A 22,738-nucleotide genomic window follows, 5' to 3' on the forward strand; every position below is an offset into this window, starting at 1 on the left:
CTCTTCGCCGCGGCCGACTCTTACGGCCAGCTCGGCTCGCCCCCCCCCCCCCCCCCCCCCCCCCCCCCCCCCCCCCCCCGCTTCGTTTTCCTGCGGGCGGCACGCATCCCGGTGCCGGGGCGGGCGCCGGTGGCCGGCGACGGCGCCACCCCCGTGAGCCGCCGCCGAGGTCTGCCCGGCGTCCGTGACGCCAGGCGGTCCTGCCGCCTGTTCCGGGACGCCCGGCGGCACCCCCCCGCCCCTGCCGGAACCTGCCGACGTCTGTGCGGCCTGCCCTTGGCCCCGGCGCTCGGAGTGCGGGCGCGCTCGCCTCCTCGCTGCCGGAGACGTCCCAGCTCACGTAACTCATCCAGTTCCGGAGCCAGTTGGACGACGCGTCGCCCCGGTACCGGACCACGTCTGCCGGCCGGCCCCGGGGTGCGCAGGCTCCCTGCGCGGGGCTGTGGGGACGGCTTCGGCGCCGGCCCGGCAGGGTGCGGAATCGACTACGTGCCGGCCGTCCGCGCGGACGTCATTCGCCCCCACCTCCTCCACGTGAAGCCCGTGACCCCCGACCGCAGGGGCCCGCCTGCCGCGGAAGCAGCGCCGGGGACCGCCGGCGCCCGGGCGCGCCCTCGGCACAGGCTCGTGGTTAGTCCCTATTACGAACGTTCTTGACTGTCGCTCGCGATGAGCGTTATAACTTCTAACGAAAGCGGCAGCCGCTAACGGAGCTGCTCGTCGAGGGAGGTCTCATGAACGCCGAAACGATGGTCGAGGTCGTGCTGCCGGGCAGGGTCGAGCCGGAGGGGCTCGAAGTGCGGCACGGGGCCGTTCCGACCGCCGGTCCGGGCCAGGTCGTGGTCCGCATGGAAGCCACCGGGGTCTCCTTCGCGGAGCAGCAGATGCGCCGCGGTCGCTATTACGACCAGCCGCCCTTCCCGTTCGTCCCCGGCTACGACCTGGTCGGCACCGTGGCGGCGACCGGTGAGGGCGTCGACGCCGGCCTGGTCGGCACACGGGTGGCCGCGCTCCTGAAGGTCGGCGGATGGGCCAGCCACGTGGTCCTCGACGCCGCCGATCTCGTGCCCGTCCCGGACGGGATAGGCGCCGCGGAGGCGGAGACCCTGGTGATCAACGGCATCACGGCCTGGCAGATGCTCCACCGCAAGGCCCGGGTGCGCGCCGGCCAGACCGTTGTGGTGCACGGCGCCAACGGGGGCGTGGGGTCCGTCCTGGTCCAGCTCGCCCGGGCCGCGGGCGCGCAGGTGATCGGGACCGCCTCCGCACGGCACCACGCCGCCCTGCGGGAACAGGGGGTGACCCCGATCGACTACCGCACCGAGGACATCCCCACCCGTGTCCGGGAACTCGCCCCACGCGGCGTGGACGCCGTCTTCGACCACGTCGGCGGCCGCGGCGTCATCGACTCCTGGAGACTGCTCGCCCCCGGCGGGACGCTCGTCTCCTACGGCAGCGCCTCCACCCGCGACGACGAGGGCTCCAAGCAGTGGCCCGTTCTCAAGCTGCTGGCCCGGGTCTGGGTGTGGAACGCGCTGCCCAACCGCCGCCACGCCTACTTCTTCAACGTCTGGGCAGGCCGCGCCCTGAATCGCGACCGCTTCCGGGCCCGGCTGCGCAACGACCTCACCGAGGTCTTCGAAGCCCTGCGCCGGGGTGAGATCACGGCCCGGATCGCCGCCGAGCTGCCCCTCACCGAGGTGGCCGAAGCGATGCGGCTGGCCGAGTCCGGTACCGTCGCCGGAAAGGTCGTCCTGCACGCCTGACGCATCAAGCCCTGCACGCCTGACGCATCAAGCGCCGGCGCACACGCAGCGCCCCTGACGGGATTGCACACCCCCCTTTGCGCCCGCCGCGTCGTTCCCGCGTATCCGCGCTTCGTCGCGGCGCGAACACCTCGGGCGAGCCCCGCCCCAGAGCGGGGCGGCATGATCCGCCGTCGCGTCGTCCGGCGGAACCGGCACGCCGCCGGGGAGCGCCTCCGCGAGGTCGTGGCCGAGGCCGACGGCGCCCGGATCGGGCCGGCCCCGACGACTGTGTCACCGGTCGCGTCGATCCCCGGTCCGTTCGCCGCTCATCAGGGCAGGCGGGCGTGTTCGGCCCGGCTGGCGGCGATCCGCTCACGCGCGAGCGTACGGGCCCGCTTGGTGTCGTCGCCGGTGAGTCGGGCGAGGATCGCGGCGAGCGGCCTGATCCGGCCCGAGCCTCCCCAGTGGCCCTCGGGGATCTCGGTGGGGAACACCCAGACCCGGCCGGCGTCACGCGGCCAGGCGCCGTTCTCCGCGTCGAGGATCGCCTCGGTGACCTCGGCGATGACGCTCGCACGCTTCTGCTCGTCGAGCTGGCCCTCGGGGACGGACGGGACGACCTTGTAGCGAGGTGCGTCCGCGGGTGCTCCGCCGACGTAGATGCCGGCCGGCCGGTGCAGCCAGAGCCAGGAGACGGAACGGCTCACCGGGTCGGCGGGGTCGAATCCCTCGTTGCGGACGAGGATCTCGGTGATGCGGTTCAGCAGTACCGCCTCGGCGTCCGGCTGGAGCGCGCCTTCGGGAATGTACACGTCGAGCATGGGCATGGTCGGCCTCCTCGTGAGTTTATTTTTTCAACTCAGCCCGGAGCCTACGGGGGCTAAGTCCAACTTGTAAACCCAGAGGGGTACACTCGTCCCATGGAGACGCGGCGGATCGACCCGGTGAACTGCTCGGTGGCGCGTGCCCTCTCGGTGGTGGGGGAGCGCTGGTCGCTGCTGATCGTCCGCGAGGCGCTGGACGGCGCCCGCCGGTTCGGGGAGTTCCACTCCCGCCTCGGGATCGCCAGGAACCTCCTGGCGACCCGGCTCGAGACCTTGGTGACCGCGGGAGTGATGCGCCGCGTGCCCTATCAGGAGCCCGGGGACCGGCAGCGCTTCGCCTACGAACTCACCGAGCAGGGCCGGGCGTTGCGGCCCACGCTCGTGGCGCTGCTGGAATGGGGTGACACGTATCTCGCCGACCCGCAGGGCCCGTCGGTCATCGTCCGGCACCGGCCCGTCGGCGACGCGGTCTCCTGCGACGAGCCGGTCAAGGTCGTCCTCGAATGCGCTGCGGGGCACAGCCACCTCGCCCCGGAGGACGTCTGCCGCACACCCGGGCCGGGCGCGCGCTTCGTGGAAAGCTCCTGAGGCCAGGACGTACCCGGCACCTCGCACCGCGAGAAGCATGATCCAAGCACTGCGGCCGGCGCCCGGGCGTAAGTGATGGCCAATAGCTCTCGTGATAGCTTCTAACCATCGATCGCCGGGACAGGGAGAGAGGCGGACCGTGGGCAAGCCGGATGCGAGCACCACTCCCAGGGAGCGCTACCGCGCCCAGGTGCGGGAGGAGATCAAGAAGCACGCCTGGGAGCAGATCGCGACCGCCGGCGCGTCCGCGCTCTCCCTCAACGCCATCGCCAAGCGGATGGGCATGAGCGGACCGGCCCTGTACCGCTACTTCGCCGGCCGCGACGAGCTGATCACCGCGCTCATCACGGACGCCTACCGCAGCCTGGCCGACACCTTCCGCGCCCGCGCCGAGGCCGGCACCGACCTGCGCGACCTCGCGCACGCCCTGCGCGAGTGGGCCCTGGCCGACCCCCAGCGCTACTTCCTCGTCTTCGGCACCCCCGTGCCCGGCTACCGCGCCCCCGACGACACCACCCGGATCGTCTCGGAGGTCATGGCCGTCATCCTCGACGCCTGCACCGCCGAGGACCTCCCCGACGTGCCGTCGTCACCGCTGGAGACGCATCTGGACGAACACCGTGCCTGGGCCGGAGAACACCCGGCCCAGCCCCGGGCCCTGCGCCGCGCCCTCGCCTTCTGGACCCGTCTGCACGGCGCCCTGTCCCTCGAACTCGCGGGCCACTTCACCGGCATGCGCTTCGACCCGGCCCGGCTGTACGACGCCGAGGCGGACTCCGTCGCGGACCACTGACGGGAGCGGCGCGGCCGTGTCCCGCGTGCCACGATGGGCCCATGAGTGATGAACGCCGCTTGCTCGCGGAGAAGACCCCCTTCCCCGACGGCCTCGACGAACGACTGCGCGCCCAACTCACCTTCCTCGTGGAGGTGGACCAGCTCAAGACCATCCTGCGACAGTCGCCTCTGGCCGCCGCGGACCGCCGTGAGAACGACGCGGAGCACTCGTGGCACCTGGCGATGATGGTGGTGATCCTCGCCGAACACTCCGACGAGCCCATCGACGTCGGGCACACGGTTCAGCTCGTGCTGCTGCACGACCTGGTGGAGATCTACGCCGGGGACACTCCGCTCTACGACAGTGCCGCGGGTGTCGATCAGCACGAGCGGGAAGTCGCCGCGGCCGAGAGGCTGTTCGGCCTGCTTCCGGACGACCAGGCGCGGCGGATGCGCTCCCTGTGGGACGAGTTCGAGGAACGCCGCACCCCCGAGGCCAGGTTCGCCAAGGCGATGGACCGGCTGCAGCCGCTGCTGCTCAACTGGATGGCGCGTGGCGGCACTTGGCGTACCCCGGGGATCACCGCGGACGATGTCCGCGCCCGCAAGGCCGTGATCGGGGAGGCGTCCTCCTCGCTGTGGAAGGCCGGGCGGCACCTCATCGACGAGGGCGAGGCGCGCGGCTGGTCGAGGAGTGCCCCGCCCCGCCCCTGACCGTGTCCGTGGCCGGGGCGGCGGGGCCGGCCGCCCCGGCCGGTGGTCAGCGGGTCGGGGCCAGGCCGGCGACGAGGAGATCGACCAGGCGTCGTGCGTCGTAGCGGTCGTCGCTCTCCGCCCCGACGCAGAGGTTCCCGACGCCGCGCATGAGCGTGTACGCCTCGATGCCGGAGCGGATCTCGCCGGCCCCGGCCGCGGCGTCGAGCAGCTCCGTGCAGACCGGCAGCAGGCGGTCCAGGAAGTAGGAGTGCAGGGTGTCGAAGCCGGCGTTGTCCGACCGCAGCACGCCGGCGAGCCCGTGCTTGGTGACCAGGAAGTCGACGAAGAGGCCGATCCACTGGCGTAGCGCGGCGTAAGGCGTCGCGCTCGTCGCCAGCAGGGCGGGACCGGCGTCCGCGCAGGCGTCGACCTGGTGCCGGTAGACGGCGACGATGAGGTCCGCCCGGGTCGGGAAGTGGCGGTAGATGGTGCCGACCCCGACACCGGCCTTGGCCGCGATGTCCCGTACCGGTGCCTCCACGCCCGCCGTGACGAAGACCGCGGCGGCCGCGTCCAGCAGGGCCTCCTTGTTGCGCCGGGCGTCCTTCCGCCGGGACGGGCCCGTGCGCCCGGCACCCTCGTCGCTCTCGTTCACGGCGCCGCTCCTTCCGTTCACCGCTTGTAGAAACGGAACCGTGTTCCGTATCGTTCTTCCGGAACGATGTTCCGCTTGTCCATGATGGCAGAGCGGACACCCGGCGACCAAGCCTGCCCCCGTGCCCCGGCTGTCCGGACCGTCCACGGCTCCGTGCCGGCACGCTCGCTCTTCCTTCCGATCGAGGAGACACGCTCATGCAATACCGCACCCTGGGCCGCACCGGAGTACAGGTCGGCACACTCGCGCTCGGCGCGATGAACTTCGGCAGGATCGGGCGCACCACCCAGGACGAGGCCACCGCCATCGTCGACGCGGCCCTGGCGGCGGGCGTCAATCTCATCGACACCGCGGACATGTACGGCGACGGCGAGTCGGAGGAGATGGTCGGCAAGGCCATCGCCGGCCGCCGCGACGACATCGTGCTGGCCACGAAGGCGGCCATGCCGATGGGCGACGACCCCAACCGCCGGGGCGGCTCGCGTCGCTGGCTGGTCACCGCGCTCGACGACAGCCTGCGCCGCCTCGGCGTCGACCACGTCGACCTCTACCAGATCCACCGGTGGGACCCGAGCACCGGCGACCAGGAGACGCTGTCGGCCCTGACCGACCTGCAACGCGCCGGGAAGATCCGTTACTTCGGCTCCTCCACCTTCCCCGCCCACCGGATCGTCCAGGCGCAGTGGGCCGCCCGCGAGCACCACCTGGGCCGCTACGTCACCGAGCAGCCCAGCTACTCGATCCTGCAGCGGGGGATCGAGGCCCACGTGCTGCCCGTGGCCGAGGAGTACGGGCTCGGCGTGCTGGCCTGGAGCCCGCTGGCCTCCGGCTGGCTGTCGGGCGCGGTCCGCCGGGGCCGGGACGTCACCACCCACCGCGCGACGTTCATGCCGGAACGCTTCGACACCCGCGTCCCCGCGAACCGGGCCAGGCTGGACGCCGTGGAGCGGCTCGCCCGGATCGCCGACGAGGCGGGCCTGACGATGATCCAGCTCGCCCTCGGCTTCGTCACCGCGCACCCGGGCGTGACCAGCGCCCTCATCGGCCCCCGCACGCTCGACCACCTGCACGCGCAGCTCGCCGCCGCCGGCACCGTACTGTCCGCCGACGTGCTCGACGCGGTCGACGCCGTCGTCGCCCCCGGCACCGACCTCGCCCCCCAGGAGAAGTTCGACACCCCGCCCGCGCTGCTCGACCCGTCACTGCGGCGCCGTCGCTGAGCCGGGAGCCGGGAGCCGGGAGCCGGGAGCCGGGAGCCGGGGCGCCGGGAGTCGGGGCGCCGGTGCCTCGGCCGGCCTGCCCGCGGCTGTGATCGGACGCCGGTGCAGGCGCTTCGCGTACCCGGAGCCGCCCGGTTCACCGCGGCGTCCCGCCGACGGGCCGTACCGCCCAAGTGGCGGGCCGGAACGCCGCCCACACCCCGGCGGCACGGCCGGACACGGACCGGACCGCGTTCCTCGACGCCACGGCGACCGCGCCGGCGACCGCGTGGGCGGAACCGGACCCCGACCGGTCCCGTTCACCCGCGACGTGGCCGGAGGACTGCGCGAGCACGACGACCGGGAGGAGTTCCTCGCCGGTGTCGACCTCGTCCTCGCGGAGAATCACCGACCGCGGGACCGGGGGCCGGGCACGGCCCTGCGCCACGGACGTGCCGGACGACCGGCACCACGTGACGGCGGCCGACGACACCGGTGTGCCCGTGGCCGCCGCCCGGCGAACCACGGACGGCCGTCCCGGTCGTCCCCGGCCGGGACGGCCGGGCCCCCGCCCGGAAACGCGGTCCCGGCCGGCGGCTCTTCCCCGGCCGCCGGGACGTCGCCGGCGGACGTGTCGACCCCGGCGAGTGGTCGCCGGACGCCCTCGCCCGCGAGATCGAGGAGGAACCCGGCCGGCGCCCGCGCCCGGCACCACCGCACGGACCGACGGCCACGGCGAGGGAACACGCCGTTTCGGTGCCGGGTAATCCGGTCGCGGACGGTGATCGGCCCCGGCAGACTGAGGGGCGTGGAGCGCTTGGCGGAGATCGCGGGTCGGCTGGCCGGTGTCGGCGGGATCGTCGGGGTGTGCCTGGGGGGCAGCAGGGCGAGCGGAACGCACGGTCCCGGCTCCGACTTCGACCTGGGCCTGTACTACCGGCCGCCGCTCGACACCGCCGCCCTGCGGGTGCTCGCCGCCGAACTGACCGGTGAGGCGGTGGAGGTGACCGAGCCGGGCGGCTGGGGGCCGTGGGTGGACGGTGGTGCCTGGCTGACCGTCGACGGCCACCGGGTCGACTGGATCTACCGGGACCTGGACCGGGTGCACCGCGTCTGGGAGCAGTGCCGCGCCGGGCGGTTCGAGATCGGCACCCAGCCCGGCCACCCCCTGGGCGTGTACTCCCACGCCTACGTCGGCGAGGTGGCCCTGGGGCGCGTCCTCGCCGACCCCACCGGTGAACTGCGCGGTCTGCGGGAGCGGACGCGCCGCTACCCCGAGCCGCTGCGCGAAGCGCTCATCGCCAACGCGCGCTGGGAGGCGCCGTTCATCCTGGCCGGCGCCCGCAAGGGGGCGGCTCGCGGTGACGCCTTCTTCGTCGCCGGCTGCCTCTTCCGCGCGGTCGGGCTCCTCGTCCACGCCCTCCACGCCCACGCCCGGTGCTGGGTCCTCAACGAAAAGGGCGCGGTGCGGGCCGCCGGAGAACTCCCCGGTGCCCCGGCGGACTTCGCCGGCCGGGCCCACGGGCTGTTCTCCGCCCTCGGCACGACCCCGCAGACGCTCGGCGCCGCGCTCGACGCCGCCGACCGGCTGACCGCCGAGGTGTGCGGTGAGCCGGCGCGGTGACCCCCGGCCGCGCCCCTGGGGCCCGGCCGCCGCGCTCAGAACGCGGCGACGACCCGGAAGAGCCCGGGGGTGGCGGTGGCGTAGTCGGGGGAGGCGGACGGGTCCTGCCGGTAGCGAGGGTCGTCGTCCGCCGCGTGCCATGCGTCGGGGCCGTCCCAGTGCGCGACGCCGACCAACTGGAAGCGAGTGTCCGGGTCGACCGCACGGTGCAGGCGGCTGCCCCGGAAGCCGGGCGCCTTGCTCATCGGTTCCGCCCGGCCGAGCCAGTACGGCAGGAAGTCGTCGATCCGCCCGGCGGGCAGCTCGAAGGCTTCGATGAAGGCGATGCCCGGCCCTTCGCCCGCGGCACCGCCCGCCGCGCGGGATTCGGCCGCCACCTCGTACCAGCCGCCGTGCACGGTGGCATAGCCGGTCGCGGTGGCCGCCGACGCGGTGAAGCCGGGATGCGCCAGTGCCTCGTCCCGGGCTTCGACGCTGTCCCAGTGCGCCACGTTGACCAGACCGAGCCGGGACCGCGGGACCAGTCCGCGGTGCAGCCGCGCACCCCGGAAACCGGGGGCGTCGCGTATGAGCCCGACGCGCTCCCTCCAGCGCGCCGTCGACTCGTCGATCCGGTCCTCGGGCAGTTCCCAGGCGTCGATCAGAATGATTCCGTCGTCAGTCACCGCACCATCGTGAAACCTCAACCAGGCTTCAGGTCAAGGGGGTTGTTGCCTCCCGCAGCGGTCACCGCCGGGACCCTCGCGGCCGTCGGCATGCCTCCGCCTCCGCCAGGTACCGCGACACCGGGCCCAGTGTGAGCATTCCGCTCGCGGCGCCGGCGTGTTCGGTGCGGGCGGGACGCAGGGCCGTCGCGGCGCGGGCGGCGATCGCCGGTTCGCCGAGACGGGCGGCGGCGTGCGCGGTCAGGCACCAGAGGGCCTCCTGCATGTGGTCCGGCGGAGGTGCGGGCGCCGTGCGCAGCGCCGCACGGGCCTCCTCGGCCCGGTCCCGGGCGAGCAGGACCAAGGGCCGGGTCCAGGGGGAGTACGGGCCCCAGTCGAGACGGGGGTCGGTGGGTGCGGGGCGGTCGTGCAGGAGGCGTAGGCCCAGGAGGGCCAGGGGGAACAGACCGCGGTGCAGTCCGGGCATGCCGGCCGTGGCGGCGAGGGCCTCCTCGGCGGTGCGGTAGTGCGCCGCGGCCCTGGCGGCGCTCGGGCCGCCGGGTTCGCCGCTGCGGGCGGCCGTGGCCCGCGCCCGGAACCAGCTCGTGAGCACGGGGACCAGGGGTGCCTCGGTGAGGACGGCGAGTTCCTCGGCGGCCCGCGCGTGCGCGGTCGCGGCGTCGAGGTCGCCGAGCGCGGAGGCGGACTGCAGGCGGATGAGCCGGCCGAGAACGGCGAAGTCCGGCAGGTCGTGCCGGGTGGCCAGGTCCAGGATCTCGGCGCCGGTCGCGTCCCGGACCGCCGCGAGCCCGGGGCGGGTGAAGGACTGGAGGAACACGCCGTTGAGGGCGAACACCAGCAGCGCGGGGTCACCCAGTTCCCGGGCCAGCGCCTCGGCCGCGCCCGCCGCCCGCCGCGCGCGCTCGCGCTCGGGGCCGGTCGAATCGGCGCTGCGGCTCTCGACGGCGACCGTGGCCAGGAGGCGCACGCGCAGTCCGGCGGGGCCCCCGGGGCCGAGCGCGGCGAGCGTGCGCTCGGCCGCCGCGACGACGGCGCGGGACTGTCCGGGGTCGTCGGCCCGGCTCCAGAGGGCGGGCACGTCGTAGGCGCCGATGACGCGCGCGGTCAGGGTGACGTCCCCGGTGCGCTCCGCCGCCTGGACGGCGGCGAGGCGGTCGCGCCGCGAGTGCACGAGGGCGTCGCCGCCCGCCATGGCGAGGGTACGGGCCAGGTCCACGGTGGTGCGCGGGCCGAGCGGTACGCCGCCCGCCCACACGGTGGGCGCGGGCCGGAGCGTCGCGGCCCCGCCGAGGATGTCGGTCTCCAGGCGCCGGAGGTCGGCCCCGGGGTCGAGTCCGAGCTGGTCCGCGAGCATCGTGCGGGCGCGGCGCAGGGTGGCCAGCGCGTCCGCCTGGCGGCCCGCCTGGTGCAGCGCGCGGGCGAGCAGCCCCCACGCCGGTTCGCGCCACGGATGCTCGGCGACATGGGCACCCAGGTCCGCGACGAGGCCGGCGCCCGCACCGGAGTCGAGGAGGAGGCGGGCGCGCAGTTCCACCGCCTCCAGCCGCAGTTCCTCCAGCCGGGCCCGCTCGCGCCGCGCCCAGGCCGAGCCGGTCACGTCGGCGTAGGCCGGGCCGCGCCAGGCGGCGAGGGCCGCGTCGAGGTCGGTCACCGCGGCGGGGGTGCGCCGGGCGCGGGCCAGGGCGTCCTCGAACCGGTGGGCGTCCACGTGCTCGCGCGGCAGGCGCAGCGCGTAGCCGGAACCCTCGGTGACGAGGACGCGCGGCGGGGTACGGGGCGGCCGGTCCGGTTCGAGGGCACGGCGCAGCGCGGCGACGAACGTGCGCAACGCGCCCACGGCACGGGCCGGCGGTTCGGCCCACAGGTCGTCGACGAGCGTGTCGGTGGCGACCATCCGTCCCCCGGCGGCGACAAGCCTGCCGAGTACCTCACGGTGCCGGGGCCCGCCCAGGTCAACCGGGGTGCCGTCGGAACGGAGGGCCCGCACGGAGCCGAGTACGTCGATTCGCATGGCCCCATCTTCCGTGCCACCCGGCCGTCGCGCCCGAGCGTACTGATCGGCTGCTGATCGCCGTCGCCCACGCTGGCCCCGTCGACCACACGACCCAGGAAAGGGCCCTTCATGACGCTCACCATCCCCGGCTTCGACCACGTCCGCCTGCCCGGCGCGGACGGAGTCCAACTGGCCGCCGCCATCGGCGGCGGCGGCAGCCCGGTCGTGCTGCTGCACGGCTTCCCCCAGACCCACCTGATGTGGCGGCACGTCGCCGAGCGGCTCGCCGGCGAGCACACGGTGATCTGTCCCGACCTGCGCGGCTACGGCGCCAGCGACAAGCCGGCGGCCACCGGCCCCGAGGTGTACGCCAAGCGCGCCATGGCCGCCGACGTGGTCACCCTGGCGGCGGCGCTCGGCCACGAGCGTTTCGCCCTCGTGGGTCACGACCGGGGCGCCCTGGTCGCGTTCCGGGCGGGACTGGACCACCCGGAGACGGTCACCCACCTGGGCATCCTCGACATCGTGCCGACGCTGGACATGTGGAACGTGCTGCACGGCGCCCCGGCGGCGGTCGGCTACCACCTCTTCCTCATGGCGCAGCCGCCCGGCCTGCCGGAAACGATGATCGCCAACAGCGCGGACGCCTACTTCGGCTCGTTCCTCGACACCTGGGCGAACGACCCGGCCGCCATGCCGGCGCCGGTGCGTGCCGCGTACCTGCGGGCGAGTGCCGCGGCGGTGCCGTCGATCGTCGCCGACTACCGCGCCTCGGCGGGCATCGACATCACCCACGACCAGGCGGACCACGACGCCGGGTCCCAGCTGGCCATGCCGGTGACGGTCGTCCAGCAGGACTGGGGCGCCCGGCTGGGCTACGACGCCGCCGGGGTGTGGCGGGCCTGGGCGCCGGACCTGGACCACCGGCTGACCCGGGCGGGGCACTTCATGGCCGAGGAGGCACCGGACGAGATCGCGGAAGCGATCCGGGACCTGCTGCGCCGCTGACCCGGCCGGCCGGCGGACGGGCGGCGGGGGAGGACCCCTCGCGTCCGGGGCGATCACCGACGCCGTACCGGCCCGGCACCGTCAGGCCATCTCGACGCAGCGGTACACGCGGTCGAAGCGCAGGGCCGCCAGGTCCCGGCGCCGGATCACCCAGTGGGCCACGCCAGAGTCCAGTTCCGTGACGTCGTCGCCGCACCTCCAGGTGGCGAGGAGAGCCCAGTCACCGTCGCTCACGGGGCCGTTCCCCGCCGTGCCACCCTCCCCCGAGCCGCTGTCCGCCTCCGGATCGCGGGCGTAGTGGACGGGGTCGTTCTGGGGCGAGACCGGGTGGCCGCCGATCTGAAGGGCCCAAGGAGGCCGGTAGCCGCCCACGTGCCCCCAGGCGTCGGCGAGTTCGTCGGCGAGTTCGAAGTGCTCGTCGTCGGGGAGGTCGCCCCAGGTGTCCAGGGCGAAGCTCTCCGGCATCTGGGGGCTGAACTGACTCCAGACTGTGCGGAGTTCTCGTGACCGGTACGGCTTGCGCCGGCCGTGCGCGAGCGGGGCCGGGACCGTCGGGGTCCCGGCGGGGACGTACAGCACCGCGTCGGGCACCTGCCCCCCGACCCCGTGCACATCGGGGCCGGCGAAGAAGAGGAGGTGGCCGTCGCGGGGGAGCGGGAGGCCGGTGGCGCCCGGTGGGAGGGCGGCGAGATCCACTGCGGCGACGAAGGGATCGGACGGCTCCGGCACGCCGTACGGCAGCAGGGGGTCGCCGCCGATCCGGGCCACCAGGGGACCGTCGCCGCCCTCGGCCAGATACACCGCCGGCAGGGCGACGCGGATCCACTCCTCCACCTGCTCCGCCGGCAGGCCGCAGGACGCCGCCTCGGCCCGGAAGCGGTCCAGCATGTCCACGCTCTCGTCGGTCACCGGGACACCCTAACGGGCGGCGGCCGACGCGAACTCGCCGACCCGGCAAGGGAGTCAGGGGTGCCCGCGGTGCTCGGCACGGCTCACCTCACGGAGGCGGACGGGTGCCGCGTCCGGCCCGCCGCCCGTCGGAGGCGGTGCGGTCACAGCAGGTGGCGGATTCCGTAGCCGAGCAGCCCGGCGAGCGTCACCCCGGTGCCGTGGGCGAGCCAGCGGACGAAGTGTGCGGCGGCGGCACGGCGTTGCCCTCGGGCGAGCGCGCCGTACCGGCGGAACCGGGACGGCCGGTCGTCCGGCGGGGCGGGGGCGGTGGTCATGGGACGGTCCTTTTGCGGGAGCGGGAAGGGAGCGATGAGGGAGCCCTGCCGGGGGCGTCCGGCGGGCGGAATCCCCTCAGGGACGGGCGATCAGTGGCTGGTGAGGTCTCGCAGGCGGTCCGCGAGGCGGCGGTCGGGACGGCACAGCAGGCCGCCGTCGTCGTGCAGGTCGGCCAGCCGGTCCACCTCCGCCTTCAGGCCGCCGATGGGGACGGCCCGCCGCGCGCGGGTGGAGGGGCTGTGACCGGCGAAGTACTCCCACACCTCGATCAGCCTCACCAGCTCCCCGGCGTCCAGGTCCGCCCCGCCGCCCGGGCCGGCCAGGATGGCGCCGACCTGCTCCCACCAGTGCGCCGCCTCCCCCAGCTCCCCGCTGATGAGGTGCTGCAGATACAGGCAGTACGCCGCCACGCCGTGGCCCGCGCCCGCGGCGAACTGCCACCAGAACCGGGCGCTCTCGGGGTGGTCGGCGAGATGGAGGGAGCAGGCGAAGACGTGGATCCCGACGATGTCGAGGTCGTCGGTCCACCCTTCGAAGGTGGTGCCGGGAGCGTCGATGACGTCGGTGAGGCCCTTCATGTGCGCCGCCGCGTCGGCTTCGGTGACCCCCCGCACGGTGACGGCCTCCAGCCGCTGCCGGGCCGCCGCGCTCTCCGGCCGTTCCGCTGCGGGGGGCGGGAGGTACCCGGCGTCCTGGGCCAGGCGGCGCAGTCCGGCGGCCACGTCGAAGGGGCGGCGCGGCTCGCACGTGGAGGCGCCGGCCAGGCGGTCTTCCCATGTGTTCACGCGTTGTCCTCCCGTTGCGACTTCAGGAGCCGGTAGTAGATCGGGGCGAGCCGCTCCCGTGCCTTGCGGCAGTGGTAGTCGACGGTGCTCTGGGTGACGCCCATGTACCAGCTGATCCGCTTGGTGTCGTGGCCGCCGATGTACCGCAGGACCATGACGTCGAACTGGCGCGGAGGCAGGGAGCCGAGCGCCGCGTACAGGCCGCTGCCGCTGTCCAGGGCCGCCATCTGCTCGCGGAGGGACAGCAGCTCCTCGGATATGACGGTGCGCCGTACGATCGCCCAGACCTCCTGCTGAAGGTCCTCGCTCTCCGAGCGGAGCCGGTCCCAGTGGCGCAGGATCTCCAGGAAGGCGCGGTGGATGGCCCGCTCGGCCGCGTCGTTCGTGCCCAGCGCGGCCAGGGCGAAGTCGTGGAACGCCTCCTGGTGCAGGATGTAGAGCGCCTCGAACTCCACGGGCAGCGGGAGAGGGGCTTCGGCCACGGGGATCCGGCCGTCGTCCTCGCCGACTTCTTCGGTCATCGGTCCTCTTCGTTGAGGGTTCCAGGGGCCGACGCGGAGGTGCGCCGGCGAGAACTACTCAACCGGTCGAAAGCCCCGAACACGCATACGCCAGTGAACGATTTTTACGTTCGGAGACCACTCAGGTGCCCACGGTGACGATCGCTGGCCTTGGTGAGGTGGCCTGATCAGGCGTTTTGCATCACGGTGCGTGACATGAAACTGACAGACAGCTGTTTGCGTGTGATGAAGAACACATGGGTTCATCGTTTAATCGCATGTCGGGTAACAGCACGTACGAGTGAAGTGCGTCGAAAACTTTGCGGCTCGGATGTAGAAGTGCTAGACGGTCGTGCCGGCTGGCCCGGCACGCCGACCGGGCCGGCGTGGAAGGCCCCGCGCACCCGCGCGGGCCGCGGAGTTCCGGCCCCGGTCGCGTTTCCGTGTGCCCCGGCCGTCCGAGCCCGGCCCCCGATTTCCACTCCCGCCCAGGCGTTGACACGGCGTCACACCCCTCTCATCATGGGAGCGCTCCCACAGGTGGGTTCCGGCCGTCCCGCCCGCATGCGCACGCTCGCCCCGCCCGCTCCTTTTCCTGTGTCACGGCGTGGAACGCCCTGCTGCCGCGTCGGCGACCTAGCCTGTCCGGCGGTGCCGTCCGGCACCCCGCCGCGCCGCCGGACCCATGAGGGAGGACCCCATGCCACCACTGCACAGACCCGGCCGTCCGGCCGGTGCCGGGGGCCCTCGCGCCCTCGCGCGCGCCGCGATCGTGCTGGCCGCCACGGCCGCCCTGCTGCCCCCGCTGGCCGGCGTCGCGCCCGCCGCACCCGGAACGGCGGCCGCCGCGGATGCCGGTGTCCGCGTCAACGCCCAGGCGGCGCTGGGCCGGCTGACCGACACCGCGCGCGGCGTCAACACCGCCATCTGGGACTCGCACATGAACGACCCCGAGGTCGCCGGCCTGATGAAGGCGGCCGACGTCGGGATGATGCGCTACCCCGGCGGTTCCTACGCGGACATCTACCACTGGGAGACGCACACGGCGCCGGGAGGATACGTCGCCCCCGGCACCGGCTTCGACGCCTTCATGGGCACCGTCCGCGCCACCGGCGCGCAGCCGATCCTCATCGCCAACTACGGCTCGGGAACGCCCGAGGAGGCGGCCGGCTGGGTCAGGTACGCGAACGTCACCAAGGACTACGGCGCGAAGTACTGGGAGATCGGCAACGAGATCTACGGCAACGGCCATTACGGCAGCGGCTGGGAGCACGACGACCACGCGGACAAGAGCCCGCAGGAGTACGCCCGCCAGGTCCGCGCGTACGCCAAGGCGATGAAGGCCGTCGATCCGACGGTCAGGATCGGCGCGGTCCTCACCGCGCCGGGCGAGTGGCCCGACGGCGTGGTCGGCGGGGGCGATCCCGGCGACTGGAACAACACCGTGCTCTCCCAGGTGACCGACGTGATCGACTTCGTCAGCGTCCACTGGTACGGGGGCGGGTCGGACACCACCGCCCAGGACGCCATGACCCGGCTGACCCGGCTGCCCGGCGAACTGCGGGAGGTGCGCGCCCAGCTCGACCGGTACGCGGGCGCGGACTCACCGCGCATCGGCATCGCCCTCACCGAGATCAACACCAACACCGGCGGGGCCCGGCTCACCGCCCGCCCCAACGGCCTGTTCGCCGCCGACGCCTTCATGACGGCCCTGGAGAACGGGGTGTTCAACGTCGACTGGTGGGACACGCACAACGGCGCGGGCCAGATCACCACCGTCGACGGCGAGACCGACTACGGCGACATGGGGATGCTCTCCAGCGGCGCCTGCACCGGTGATGTCTGCGAACCGGCGCCGAACACGCCGTTCCACCCGTACTACGGCATGAAGATGACCGGCGAACTGGGCACCGCGGGCGACACCATGGTCGCCGCCGAGTCCTCCGCGCAGGACGTCTCGGCACACGCCGTACTGCGGCGCGACGGACGCCTGAGCGTCCTGCTCGTCAACAAGAACCCGGACGCCGCGCGGACCGTCGACCTGGACTACGCGGGCTTCACCCCGTCCACGACCGCGCCCGAGGTGCACCGCTACGCACGCGGCGACAGCGACGTCACCGAGGTCGCCGCCGGGACGGAGTCCGCCTCCCGGGTCACCGTGCCGCCGTACGCGCTGCTCACCGTCACACTGCGACCGCGGGCCGGCACCGGGCCCGGTGCGTCGGCCGCCGGAACGCCGGGCACGCCGAGGCTGGAGGCGGTGACCGACACCACCGCGCGCCTGTCCTGGGCGGGCGCGACCGGCGCCGCCCGCTACGTCGTCCAGGAACGCGACGGCACGTACACCCGTGTGGTCGGCGAGTCCACCGGCACCATCGTGACCCTGCGCAACCTGCCCGCGGGCAGCACCCACACGGTCAACGTGCTGGCGGCCGACGCCTCCGGACGCCTCTCCGCCCCGTCCTCGCCGCTGACCTTCACCACCGGCACCCCGGCGGACGCCACCTGCGCGGTGACCTACCACCGCGACAGCGGCTGGGGGAACGGCTTCGTCGCCACGATCACCGTCCGCAACCTCTCGGCCACCCCGATCACCGGCTGGACCATGGACTGGGACTGGCCGACCAACGGCCAGTCGGTGTCCTCCGGCTGGAACGCCACGTTCCACCAGACCGGCTCACATGTGCGGGTGACCGCCCCCGACGGCGCCGGACCGCTGGCCCCTGACGGCGCCTCGACGGCCTCTTTCGGCTTCGTCGGCGCCAACGACGGCCCGAACCCGGACCCGACGGTCTTCCGCCTCAACGGCACCGTCTGCTCCGGCGGTTGACGCCCGGGCCCGCTCGGGGCGGGGCGCTGGACGCCCTTGCTCCCGGGCGGGCCGTGGGCCTGTCGGCGCCGGACGGCCGTCGTCCACGGCGTGTACCCGGACCAAGGGGCGACGGATACGACGGCCGTCCGGTCGTGGTGCACGCCGCCGCGCCGCCACCGACCTCCCGACCCCGCGCACAGCTCCGACCGGCACCGGCACGAGGACACCGACCGTGCCGGACGGCGGAGCGATCCCATGTCCTGCTCGGCGGCACACTCGCGGACAGGACCCGTCCATGACCGCCGAGCAGACCCCCGCCACCCCCGGCACCCGGCACACCCACCGCCCTTGGACCGGCCGGAGGGGTGATACCCCTCGTCGGCGCGGTCCTCGTGTGCAGCCGGCGCGCCCGCCGGACCTCCCCGGAAGGACACCGCGGCGGCGGGCCCCGCAGCCGGAGTGCGGGCCCGCCGCCGCGGTCCGGCGGGTCAGGCGTCCACCGCCTCCGCCAGCCCGGTGAGGGCCTGCGGCCAGGGGGCGGGCGTGGTGACCAGGGCGCGCAGCGCTCGGGTCGGGCGCGGCGGCAGGCCGAGCGCCAGGATGCCGGTGGCCCGGTCGCCGGTGCCGTAGAGGGCGGCCAGCCGCAGCGGGTCCTTGCCGAGGACGCGGACCTCGATCCGGTCGGCGCCGGCCAGTACACCGTGGGCCTGGAGCTTCATGTCGTACTGGTCGGACCAGAAGTACGGCACCGGGGTGAACGGGAGCCGCTCGCCGAAGCGTTCCGGGTCCAGTTCGGCCAGGAGGTTGCGGGCCGCGGCGAGGCCCTGCTCGCCGGCGTTCATGCGGTGCTCGATCCGCACCTCGCGCCCCAGCACCGGGTGGTACCAGCGGGCGACGTCACCGGCGCCGTAGAGCCCGGGGGCCGCGGCGCAGAACTCGTCGCAGCGCAGCCCGTCCGACAGGTCCAGGCCCGCCGTCTCGGCGCCGGGGCCGCGCAGCCAGTCGACGGCCGGGACGGAGCCGACGGCCAGCAGGACGTCGTCGGCCTCGACCACGGCGCCGTCGGCGAGCACGACACCGGTCGCCCGGTGAGCCTCCCGGCGGATTCCGGTGACCGCCTGTCCCGTGCGCAGGGTGACGCCGTGGGCGCGGTGGACGTCGGCGAGGAGCCGGCCGACCTCCGGGCCCAGCACCCGCCCCATCACCGTGTCCTCGGTGCCGATCAGCGTGACGTGGTGGCCGAGCGCACGCGCCACGGCGGCGGCCTCGGCACCGAGCACGCCGGCGCCGACGACGGCCAGCCGCCGGCCCGGCGTGGCGAGGCGCCGGCGCAGGGCGAGGGCGTCGTCCAGGGTGCGCAGGACGTGCACCCCCTCGGCCGCGTCACAGCCGGGCAGGGTGCGCGGCACCACCCCGGTGGCGACGATGACACCGGCGCAGCGCAGCACGGTCCGCGCGGCGTCGCCGAGGGTGAGCGCGCGGTGTGCGGGATCGTAGGCGACGGCGCGGGTGCCCAGCCTGAGGTCCAGGCCGAGCGCCGCGAGCCGGCCGGTGTCCCGCAGCGCGGTGCGCTCCGGCTCCCAGGCGCCGGACAGCACCTGTTTGGACAGCGGAGGGCGGTCGTAGGGCGGGTGGGGTTCTTCGCCGACCAGGGAGATCTCCCCGTCCCAGCCCAGCCGGCGCAGCCCCTCGGCGGCGGCCAGCCCGGCCGCCGCCGCGCCGACGACGGCGATCCGGGGGCGCGGGGCGCCGGGGGCGCTCATTCGCGCACCTCGATGGCCGCGGCGGGGCAGATGGTGGCGGCCTCGCGCACGGCGGCGTGCCGGGCGGCGTCCGGGGCGGCGTCCAGGAGGACGACGATGCCGTCCTCGTCACGCTGGTCGAAGACCTCGGGGGCGACCAGCACGCACTGGCCGGCGCCGCAGCACTTCGCCTCGTCGATGGTGATCTGCATCAGGTTTTCCTTCGGTGGTGGGAGAGGGGCGGGGGCGGAGGTCACCAGGTGACCGGCAGGGCATGGCAGCCGTAGATGACCATGTCGGTGCGGAAGGGGATCTCCTCGACCGGCACGGCCGGACGCATGCCGGGGAAGCGGCGCAGCAGGGTGGTGATCACCACCTGGAGCTCGGCGCGGGCCAGCGCCTGGCCGAGGCACTGGTGGATGCCGTAGCCGAAGGCGACGTGGTGCTGGGCGTTCGCCCGGGTGATGTCGAGCCGGCCGGCGTCGGGGAAGGTGTCCTCGTCGCGGTTGGCGGAGGGCACGGCGACGATGACGCCCTCCCCGCGGCGGATGAGCCGGCCGCCGACCTCCACGTCCTCCAGGGCCGCGCGCCGGGGGCCGTTGCGGATGATGCTGTGGAATCGCAGCAGTTCCTCCACGGCACCGCGGACCAGGGTGGGGTCCTCGCGCAGCCGGCCGGCGGTCTCCTGGTCGAGCATCAGGGACAGGGCGCTCAGGCCGATCATGTTGGCCGTCGTCTCGTGGCCGGCGACCAGCAGCAGCACGGCGAACGCCACGAGGTCCTCGTGGGTCAGCTCGCCCCGCGCGTACTGCTCGGCGACGAGCCGGCTGATGATGTCGTCGCCCGGGCCGGCCTTCTTGGCGTTCACCAACCGGTCGATGTAGGCGAGGAGTTCACGGCGGGCGGGTTCGCGCTGCTCTTCGGTGAGGTCACGGGAGAGCAGGGTACCGGTCAGCCGCTGGAAGGTGTCGTGGTCCTCGTAGGGCACGCCCAGCAGCAGGCTGATGGCGAGCGAGGGCAGCGGCAGCGCGAGGGCCTGGACCAGGTCGACGGGATGCTCGCGGCGGTCGGTCCGCTCCATCGCGTCGCACAGCTCGTCGGTGAGCCGTTGCAGGGTCGGGCGCAGCGCCTCCACCCGCTTGACCATGAAGTCCCGGGTGACCATGCGGCGCAGCCGGGTGTGCTCCGGCGGGTCCATGCGGATGAAGCCCCGCGTGGCGCCGGGACGCGGGCTGCCGCCGGTCATCCCGCTGACCGGGTAGCCCGGGGCGGAGGTGTCGGAGCTGAACCGCGCGTCGCCGAGGATCGCCCGGACGTCCGTGTACCGCGTGGCGAGCCATGCCCAGCCGCCGTCGTCCAGCGCGACCTTGGACAGGGGCTCTTCCAGGCGCAGTCGCGCGAGACCCTCGGGTGGATCGAAGGGGCAGCCGGCCGGCGGCCGGGAAGGCAGCGGCGGAAGCGGTGCGGTGGTGGTCATGCCACTCCTTGTGGGGGAGGACCTTCGACTAACACCCGTTAGCTTACGACCGTTTCCTTAGGGTGTGGCGCGGTGGAGGCGGCAGGAGGAGTGAAGGAAACAGGGTGATGTGGTGCAGACATGACGTGACGTCAGGCGACTGCGGCGGCCGGCGGGCGGCCGGCCGCGGGGATGCCCGAAGAGGACCCGGGACGGGTCAGCGTTCCAGCAGCAGGCCGAGCAGCTCGTCGACGAACCGGTCCAGCCGCGCGGTGTCCTTGCGGCGCGGCATGACCTGCCAGAGCGTGACCCGGCCGTGCAGCGCGCACCACAGCAGGTACGGGGCTTCCGCGCGGGTGCCCCGTACCCGCCAGCCGGCCTGCTCGCAGTGGGTGAGTGCCTGGCTCAGCCCGCGCAGGAGCAGCCCCGCCGGGTGGCCGTGCAGCCGGTCCTCGTCCACCGGGGTCTGCCAGATCTCGCACATCAGGCGGTACTTGGCCGGGTTGGCCACCGCGAAGCGGCAGTACGCGCGCAGCTGGTGCCGCAGCCGTTCCAGCGGTTCGCCGGCGGGCGCGGAGGCGTCGGCCTCGGCCATCAGCGCGGCCAGCCGTTCGTAGTGCTCCGCCAGTACGGCCCACACCAGCTCGGTCTTGTCGGCGAAGTGCCGGTAGATGCTCGGGGTGGCGATGCCGACCTCCCGGGCCACCGCCCGCAGGGAGAGGGCGTCCTCGCTGCCGACCTGCTCCAGCAGCCCCCCGGCGGCCCGCAGGATCTCCTCACGCAGCCGTTCGCCCTGCCCGCGCGGGTTGCGCACCCGCGCCGCCCGCTCCGGAGGGGCCCCGGCGGAGCCGTGCCCGTCCCGCTTCGTCCCGTCCACCGCCGTCCACCTCCCTCTCCTCGGAACACCGGCGCCGCACTGCCGCGCGCGACGGACCATTCTCGCCGGTCACCGCAGGACAGTCGCCCCGAACCGTACACGACACCGGCCACCGCACCGGCACCCGCGAACGCCGCGAGGCCCGGCTCTGCGGCCCCGGGGACGCACGCGCGGACATGCCGAAGATCCGTGCCGGTCCTCGCGGGCGGTGGCCCGTCGCGGGGAGGAGCGGCACGGATCGTTCAGCGGTCGGTCTCTTCCGGGGCCCGGCTCGTCACGGCCGGGGTCCCGGGGGTCACACCGTCGCGGTGCGTCCGGTGATGGGGCAGGCTCCGGCCGCGGCCGCGCCGAACGCGGCGGTCTTGGCGGCGGGCGCCGTCCCGCCGACCTGCTGGAGGATCTCGTCCGACAGCAGGTCCTCCTTGCCCTTGAGGGCGTCGGCGACCTTCAGGTCGGTGTTGAAGACCATCTCGGCCGCGACGTTGTCCTGGACGATGCGCGCGAGGTTGTCCAGGGCCACGGCGATCGGGTCCGAGGGGTTCTCCACGGTGGGCAGGTCGATCAGGTGGGTGTCCACCTTCGCCTGGTTCATGGTGCGGCGGATGATGATGGACGCCTGGTTCAGCTCGGACGTCGTCCAGATGGACAGCACCGTGACGTACAGGTCGCTCCACGCGGCCTCACCGAGCTGCGTGCGCCACCGCTTCATCAGGCTCTCGATGCCGGTGATCTGCGCCGTGGCGGCGAAGGTCATGTTGACGCGGATCGAGGGGTAGACGGTCGCGGCGAACCGGTTGTAGGCGACCATGTCGAAGGACTGCGCCTTGACGATGGTGTCGATGAACTTGACGGCCTCCGACAGGATCTTGGTGCAGGAGTTCTCCAGGTCCAGCGGGAGGTTCGCGGTGGGCAGCTTGGTGAGCGCCGAACTCAGCGTGGTCCGGAAGCTGTTCAGCGGGGTGATCCAGCCCTTGTCGCCCGGGGTCTTGAACGCGACCATGTCCAGGTCGTGCGGGTCGATGCGGTTCGCGTTGGGGATGTTCGGCACCTGGTCGCTCAGGTAGGCGGCGATCACCGAGTAGATGCCCAGCGGAACGTGGGCGATGGACTTGGCCAGTTCGAAGTACTCCGGAACCGGGTCGACGGTCTCGACCTGCACTCCGTTGTTGATCAGGGTGAAGCGTCCGCCGACTGCGTTGTTCTGGACGACGACGACCGGGCTGAGGTGCTTGATCAGCTCGGCCTTGAGGGACGCGTAGTTGGCGCGCATCCCGGCGTTGACGTTGCGTATCGCGTCCCGTGCCGCCTTCTCGTCGGTCGCCGCCGGTGCGGCCGACGCGCTGGTGGCTGTCTGTGTCTGGGTGAGGAAGGTGGCCGCCCCTGCTGCCGAAACGGTACCCAGAAATCCTCTACGAGTTGCCATGCCCCGTCTTTCCGTGGTCGGTGTCGATGTTCCGTGGGGTGGGGGGGAAAGGCGTGGGGGGAGTTCAAGGTGGGGGGCGCGGGGGGAGTTTTCCGTGGGGGTCAGGCGTGGGGGGAAGTCCAGGGGTGGGGGAGTGCGGGGT

Annotated in this window: 22 protein-coding genes and 1 pseudogene; 9 read left to right on the top strand and 14 right to left on the bottom strand. The window is 73.8% G+C overall.

Annotated elements, in window-relative coordinates; genetic code table 11:
- The first annotated feature begins 734 nt into the window (after positions 1 to 734).
- On the top strand, positions 735 to 1,766 hold the full coding sequence (locus tag ACZ63H_RS31090) for a medium chain dehydrogenase/reductase family protein (RefSeq protein ID WP_469870789.1): 1,032 nt from the start codon (positions 735 to 737) through the stop codon (positions 1,764 to 1,766).
- Positions 1,767 to 2,077: 311 nt separating this feature from the next.
- Here ACZ63H_RS31090 and ACZ63H_RS31095 read toward each other — a convergent pair whose 3' ends face one another.
- Positions 2,078 to 2,575, bottom strand: a complete 498-nt coding sequence (locus ACZ63H_RS31095; RefSeq protein ID WP_469870791.1) for a tautomerase family protein — start codon at positions 2,573 to 2,575, stop codon at positions 2,078 to 2,080.
- 93 nt (positions 2,576 to 2,668) lie between these two features.
- Here ACZ63H_RS31095 and ACZ63H_RS31100 point away from each other — a divergent pair, with 93 nt between their 5' ends.
- From ACZ63H_RS31100 to ACZ63H_RS31110, 3 genes are all read left to right on the top strand, one after another.
- The gene (locus ACZ63H_RS31100) at positions 2,669 to 3,160 is read left to right on the top strand and encodes a winged helix-turn-helix transcriptional regulator (RefSeq protein ID WP_469870793.1); all 492 of its coding nucleotides are present in this window, start codon (positions 2,669 to 2,671) and stop codon (positions 3,158 to 3,160) included.
- Between the two features lie 139 nt (positions 3,161 to 3,299).
- On the top strand, positions 3,300 to 3,953 hold the full coding sequence (locus ACZ63H_RS31105; protein ID WP_469870795.1) for a TetR/AcrR family transcriptional regulator: 654 nt from the start codon (positions 3,300 to 3,302) through the stop codon (positions 3,951 to 3,953).
- Between the two features lie 41 nt (positions 3,954 to 3,994).
- Positions 3,995 to 4,648 carry an HD domain-containing protein gene (locus tag ACZ63H_RS31110; protein ID WP_469870797.1) on the top strand — a complete coding sequence of 218 codons (654 nt, stop codon included), beginning with the start codon at positions 3,995 to 3,997 and terminating at the stop codon, positions 4,646 to 4,648.
- Positions 4,649 to 4,694: 46 nt separating this feature from the next.
- On the opposite strand, the gene ACZ63H_RS31115 is transcribed toward ACZ63H_RS31110, so the two are convergent.
- On the bottom strand, positions 4,695 to 5,285 hold the full coding sequence (locus ACZ63H_RS31115; protein ID WP_469870799.1) for a TetR/AcrR family transcriptional regulator: 591 nt from the start codon (positions 5,283 to 5,285) through the stop codon (positions 4,695 to 4,697).
- Positions 5,286 to 5,482: 197 nt separating this feature from the next.
- Here ACZ63H_RS31115 and ACZ63H_RS31120 point away from each other — a divergent pair, with 197 nt between their 5' ends.
- A complete protein-coding gene (locus tag ACZ63H_RS31120; protein WP_469870801.1) occupies positions 5,483 to 6,505 on the top strand; it encodes an aldo/keto reductase in 1,023 nt (340 codons plus the stop codon).
- A gap of 136 nt (positions 6,506 to 6,641) precedes the next feature.
- Here the strand turns inward: ACZ63H_RS31120 and ACZ63H_RS31125 are convergent, their stop codons facing one another.
- Complete coding sequence (locus ACZ63H_RS31125; RefSeq protein WP_469870803.1) at positions 6,642 to 6,893, bottom strand: hypothetical protein; 252 nt, start codon at positions 6,891 to 6,893, stop codon at positions 6,642 to 6,644.
- Between the two features lie 86 nt (positions 6,894 to 6,979).
- Here ACZ63H_RS31125 and ACZ63H_RS31130 point away from each other — a divergent pair.
- Positions 6,980 to 7,174: pseudogene (locus ACZ63H_RS31130) on the top strand (NUDIX domain-containing protein); the annotation flags it as partial.
- Positions 7,175 to 7,301: 127 nt separating this feature from the next.
- Positions 7,302 to 8,108, top strand: coding sequence for a nucleotidyltransferase domain-containing protein (locus ACZ63H_RS31135; protein WP_469870869.1), 807 nt, complete (start codon positions 7,302 to 7,304; stop codon positions 8,106 to 8,108).
- Positions 8,109 to 8,143: 35 nt separating this feature from the next.
- Here the strand turns inward: ACZ63H_RS31135 and ACZ63H_RS31140 are convergent, their stop codons facing one another.
- Both ACZ63H_RS31140 and ACZ63H_RS31145 read right to left on the bottom strand, forming a co-directional pair.
- Complete coding sequence (locus ACZ63H_RS31140) at positions 8,144 to 8,773, bottom strand: antibiotic biosynthesis monooxygenase family protein (RefSeq protein ID WP_469870805.1); 630 nt, start codon at positions 8,771 to 8,773, stop codon at positions 8,144 to 8,146.
- 61 nt (positions 8,774 to 8,834) lie between these two features.
- On the bottom strand, positions 8,835 to 10,784 hold the full coding sequence (locus ACZ63H_RS31145) for a BTAD domain-containing putative transcriptional regulator (RefSeq protein WP_469870807.1): 1,950 nt from the start codon (positions 10,782 to 10,784) through the stop codon (positions 8,835 to 8,837).
- A 111-nt stretch (positions 10,785 to 10,895) separates the two neighbouring features.
- Between ACZ63H_RS31145 and ACZ63H_RS31150 the strand changes: the two genes are divergently transcribed.
- Positions 10,896 to 11,774: an alpha/beta fold hydrolase gene (locus tag ACZ63H_RS31150; protein ID WP_469870809.1), complete on the top strand. Its 879-nt coding sequence runs from the start codon at positions 10,896 to 10,898 to the stop codon at positions 11,772 to 11,774.
- Between the two features lie 81 nt (positions 11,775 to 11,855).
- Here ACZ63H_RS31150 and ACZ63H_RS31155 read toward each other — a convergent pair whose 3' ends face one another.
- The 4 genes from ACZ63H_RS31155 to ACZ63H_RS31170 all read right to left on the bottom strand — a co-directional run bounded on the left by ACZ63H_RS31155 (position 11,856) and on the right by ACZ63H_RS31170 (position 14,307).
- Positions 11,856 to 12,683, bottom strand: a complete 828-nt coding sequence (locus ACZ63H_RS31155; RefSeq protein ID WP_469870811.1) for a DUF1963 domain-containing protein — start codon at positions 12,681 to 12,683, stop codon at positions 11,856 to 11,858.
- A 143-nt stretch (positions 12,684 to 12,826) separates the two neighbouring features.
- Positions 12,827 to 13,000: a hypothetical protein gene (locus ACZ63H_RS31160; RefSeq protein ID WP_469870813.1), complete on the bottom strand. Its 174-nt coding sequence runs from the start codon at positions 12,998 to 13,000 to the stop codon at positions 12,827 to 12,829.
- Between the two features lie 90 nt (positions 13,001 to 13,090).
- Positions 13,091 to 13,786 carry a hypothetical protein gene (locus ACZ63H_RS31165; RefSeq protein WP_469870815.1) on the bottom strand — a complete coding sequence of 232 codons (696 nt, stop codon included), beginning with the start codon at positions 13,784 to 13,786 and terminating at the stop codon, positions 13,091 to 13,093.
- A complete protein-coding gene (locus tag ACZ63H_RS31170) occupies positions 13,783 to 14,307 on the bottom strand; it encodes an RNA polymerase sigma factor (RefSeq protein ID WP_469870817.1) in 525 nt (174 codons plus the stop codon). Before ACZ63H_RS31170 ends, ACZ63H_RS31165 begins: the two co-directional genes overlap by 4 nt.
- Before the next feature lie 679 nt (positions 14,308 to 14,986).
- On the opposite strand from ACZ63H_RS31170, the gene ACZ63H_RS31175 reads away from it, so the two are divergent.
- Positions 14,987 to 17,116, top strand: coding sequence for a cellulose binding domain-containing protein (locus tag ACZ63H_RS31175; RefSeq protein ID WP_469870818.1), 2,130 nt, complete (start codon positions 14,987 to 14,989; stop codon positions 17,114 to 17,116).
- A gap of 470 nt (positions 17,117 to 17,586) precedes the next feature.
- Here ACZ63H_RS31175 and ACZ63H_RS31180 read toward each other — a convergent pair whose 3' ends face one another.
- The 5 genes from ACZ63H_RS31180 to ACZ63H_RS31200 form a co-directional block, all read right to left on the bottom strand.
- Positions 17,587 to 18,861 (bottom strand): NAD(P)/FAD-dependent oxidoreductase, encoded by a 1,275-nt coding sequence (locus ACZ63H_RS31180; protein ID WP_469870820.1) that lies wholly within the window; start codon positions 18,859 to 18,861, stop codon positions 17,587 to 17,589.
- Positions 18,858 to 19,052 (bottom strand): ferredoxin, encoded by a 195-nt coding sequence (locus ACZ63H_RS31185; protein ID WP_469870822.1) that lies wholly within the window; start codon positions 19,050 to 19,052, stop codon positions 18,858 to 18,860. The genes ACZ63H_RS31180 and ACZ63H_RS31185 overlap by 4 nt, the downstream gene beginning before the upstream one ends.
- A 41-nt stretch (positions 19,053 to 19,093) precedes the next feature.
- Positions 19,094 to 20,317 carry a cytochrome P450 gene (locus ACZ63H_RS31190; RefSeq protein WP_469870824.1) on the bottom strand — a complete coding sequence of 408 codons (1,224 nt, stop codon included), beginning with the start codon at positions 20,315 to 20,317 and terminating at the stop codon, positions 19,094 to 19,096.
- A 196-nt stretch (positions 20,318 to 20,513) separates the two neighbouring features.
- A complete protein-coding gene (locus ACZ63H_RS31195) occupies positions 20,514 to 21,173 on the bottom strand; it encodes a TetR/AcrR family transcriptional regulator (RefSeq protein ID WP_469870826.1) in 660 nt (219 codons plus the stop codon).
- 295 nt (positions 21,174 to 21,468) lie between these two features.
- On the bottom strand, positions 21,469 to 22,596 hold the full coding sequence (locus ACZ63H_RS31200) for a hypothetical protein (protein WP_469870827.1): 1,128 nt from the start codon (positions 22,594 to 22,596) through the stop codon (positions 21,469 to 21,471).
- Positions 22,597 to 22,738 lie beyond the last annotated feature (142 nt).

The sequence above is a fragment of the Streptomyces sp. NPDC104831 genome (assembly GCF_055583025.1).

Excerpts from the sequence above, each read along its gene's own strand:
- ACZ63H_RS31120 (WP_469870801.1), top strand. The coding sequence starts at position 5,483 with ATGCAATACCGCACCCTGGGCCGCACCGGAGTACAGGTCGGCACACTC.
- ACZ63H_RS31170 (WP_469870817.1), bottom strand. The coding sequence starts at position 14,307 with ATGACCGAAGAAGTCGGCGAGGACGACGGCCGGATCCCCGTGGCCGAA.
- ACZ63H_RS31100 (WP_469870793.1), top strand. The coding sequence starts at position 2,669 with ATGGAGACGCGGCGGATCGACCCGGTGAACTGCTCGGTGGCGCGTGCC.
- ACZ63H_RS31185 (WP_469870822.1), bottom strand. The coding sequence starts at position 19,052 with ATGCAGATCACCATCGACGAGGCGAAGTGCTGCGGCGCCGGCCAGTGC.
- ACZ63H_RS31095 (WP_469870791.1), bottom strand. The coding sequence starts at position 2,575 with ATGCCCATGCTCGACGTGTACATTCCCGAAGGCGCGCTCCAGCCGGAC.
- ACZ63H_RS31200 (WP_469870827.1), bottom strand. The coding sequence starts at position 22,596 with ATGGCAACTCGTAGAGGATTTCTGGGTACCGTTTCGGCAGCAGGGGCG.
- ACZ63H_RS31190 (WP_469870824.1), bottom strand. The coding sequence starts at position 20,317 with ATGACCACCACCGCACCGCTTCCGCCGCTGCCTTCCCGGCCGCCGGCC.
- ACZ63H_RS31180 (WP_469870820.1), bottom strand. The coding sequence starts at position 18,861 with ATGAGCGCCCCCGGCGCCCCGCGCCCCCGGATCGCCGTCGTCGGCGCG.
- ACZ63H_RS31150 (WP_469870809.1), top strand. The coding sequence starts at position 10,896 with ATGACGCTCACCATCCCCGGCTTCGACCACGTCCGCCTGCCCGGCGCG.
- ACZ63H_RS31110 (WP_469870797.1), top strand. The coding sequence starts at position 3,995 with ATGAGTGATGAACGCCGCTTGCTCGCGGAGAAGACCCCCTTCCCCGAC.
- ACZ63H_RS31090 (WP_469870789.1), top strand. The coding sequence starts at position 735 with ATGAACGCCGAAACGATGGTCGAGGTCGTGCTGCCGGGCAGGGTCGAG.
- ACZ63H_RS31160 (WP_469870813.1), bottom strand. The coding sequence starts at position 13,000 with ATGACCACCGCCCCCGCCCCGCCGGACGACCGGCCGTCCCGGTTCCGC.
- ACZ63H_RS31175 (WP_469870818.1), top strand. The coding sequence starts at position 14,987 with ATGCCACCACTGCACAGACCCGGCCGTCCGGCCGGTGCCGGGGGCCCT.
- ACZ63H_RS31145 (WP_469870807.1), bottom strand. The coding sequence starts at position 10,784 with ATGCGAATCGACGTACTCGGCTCCGTGCGGGCCCTCCGTTCCGACGGC.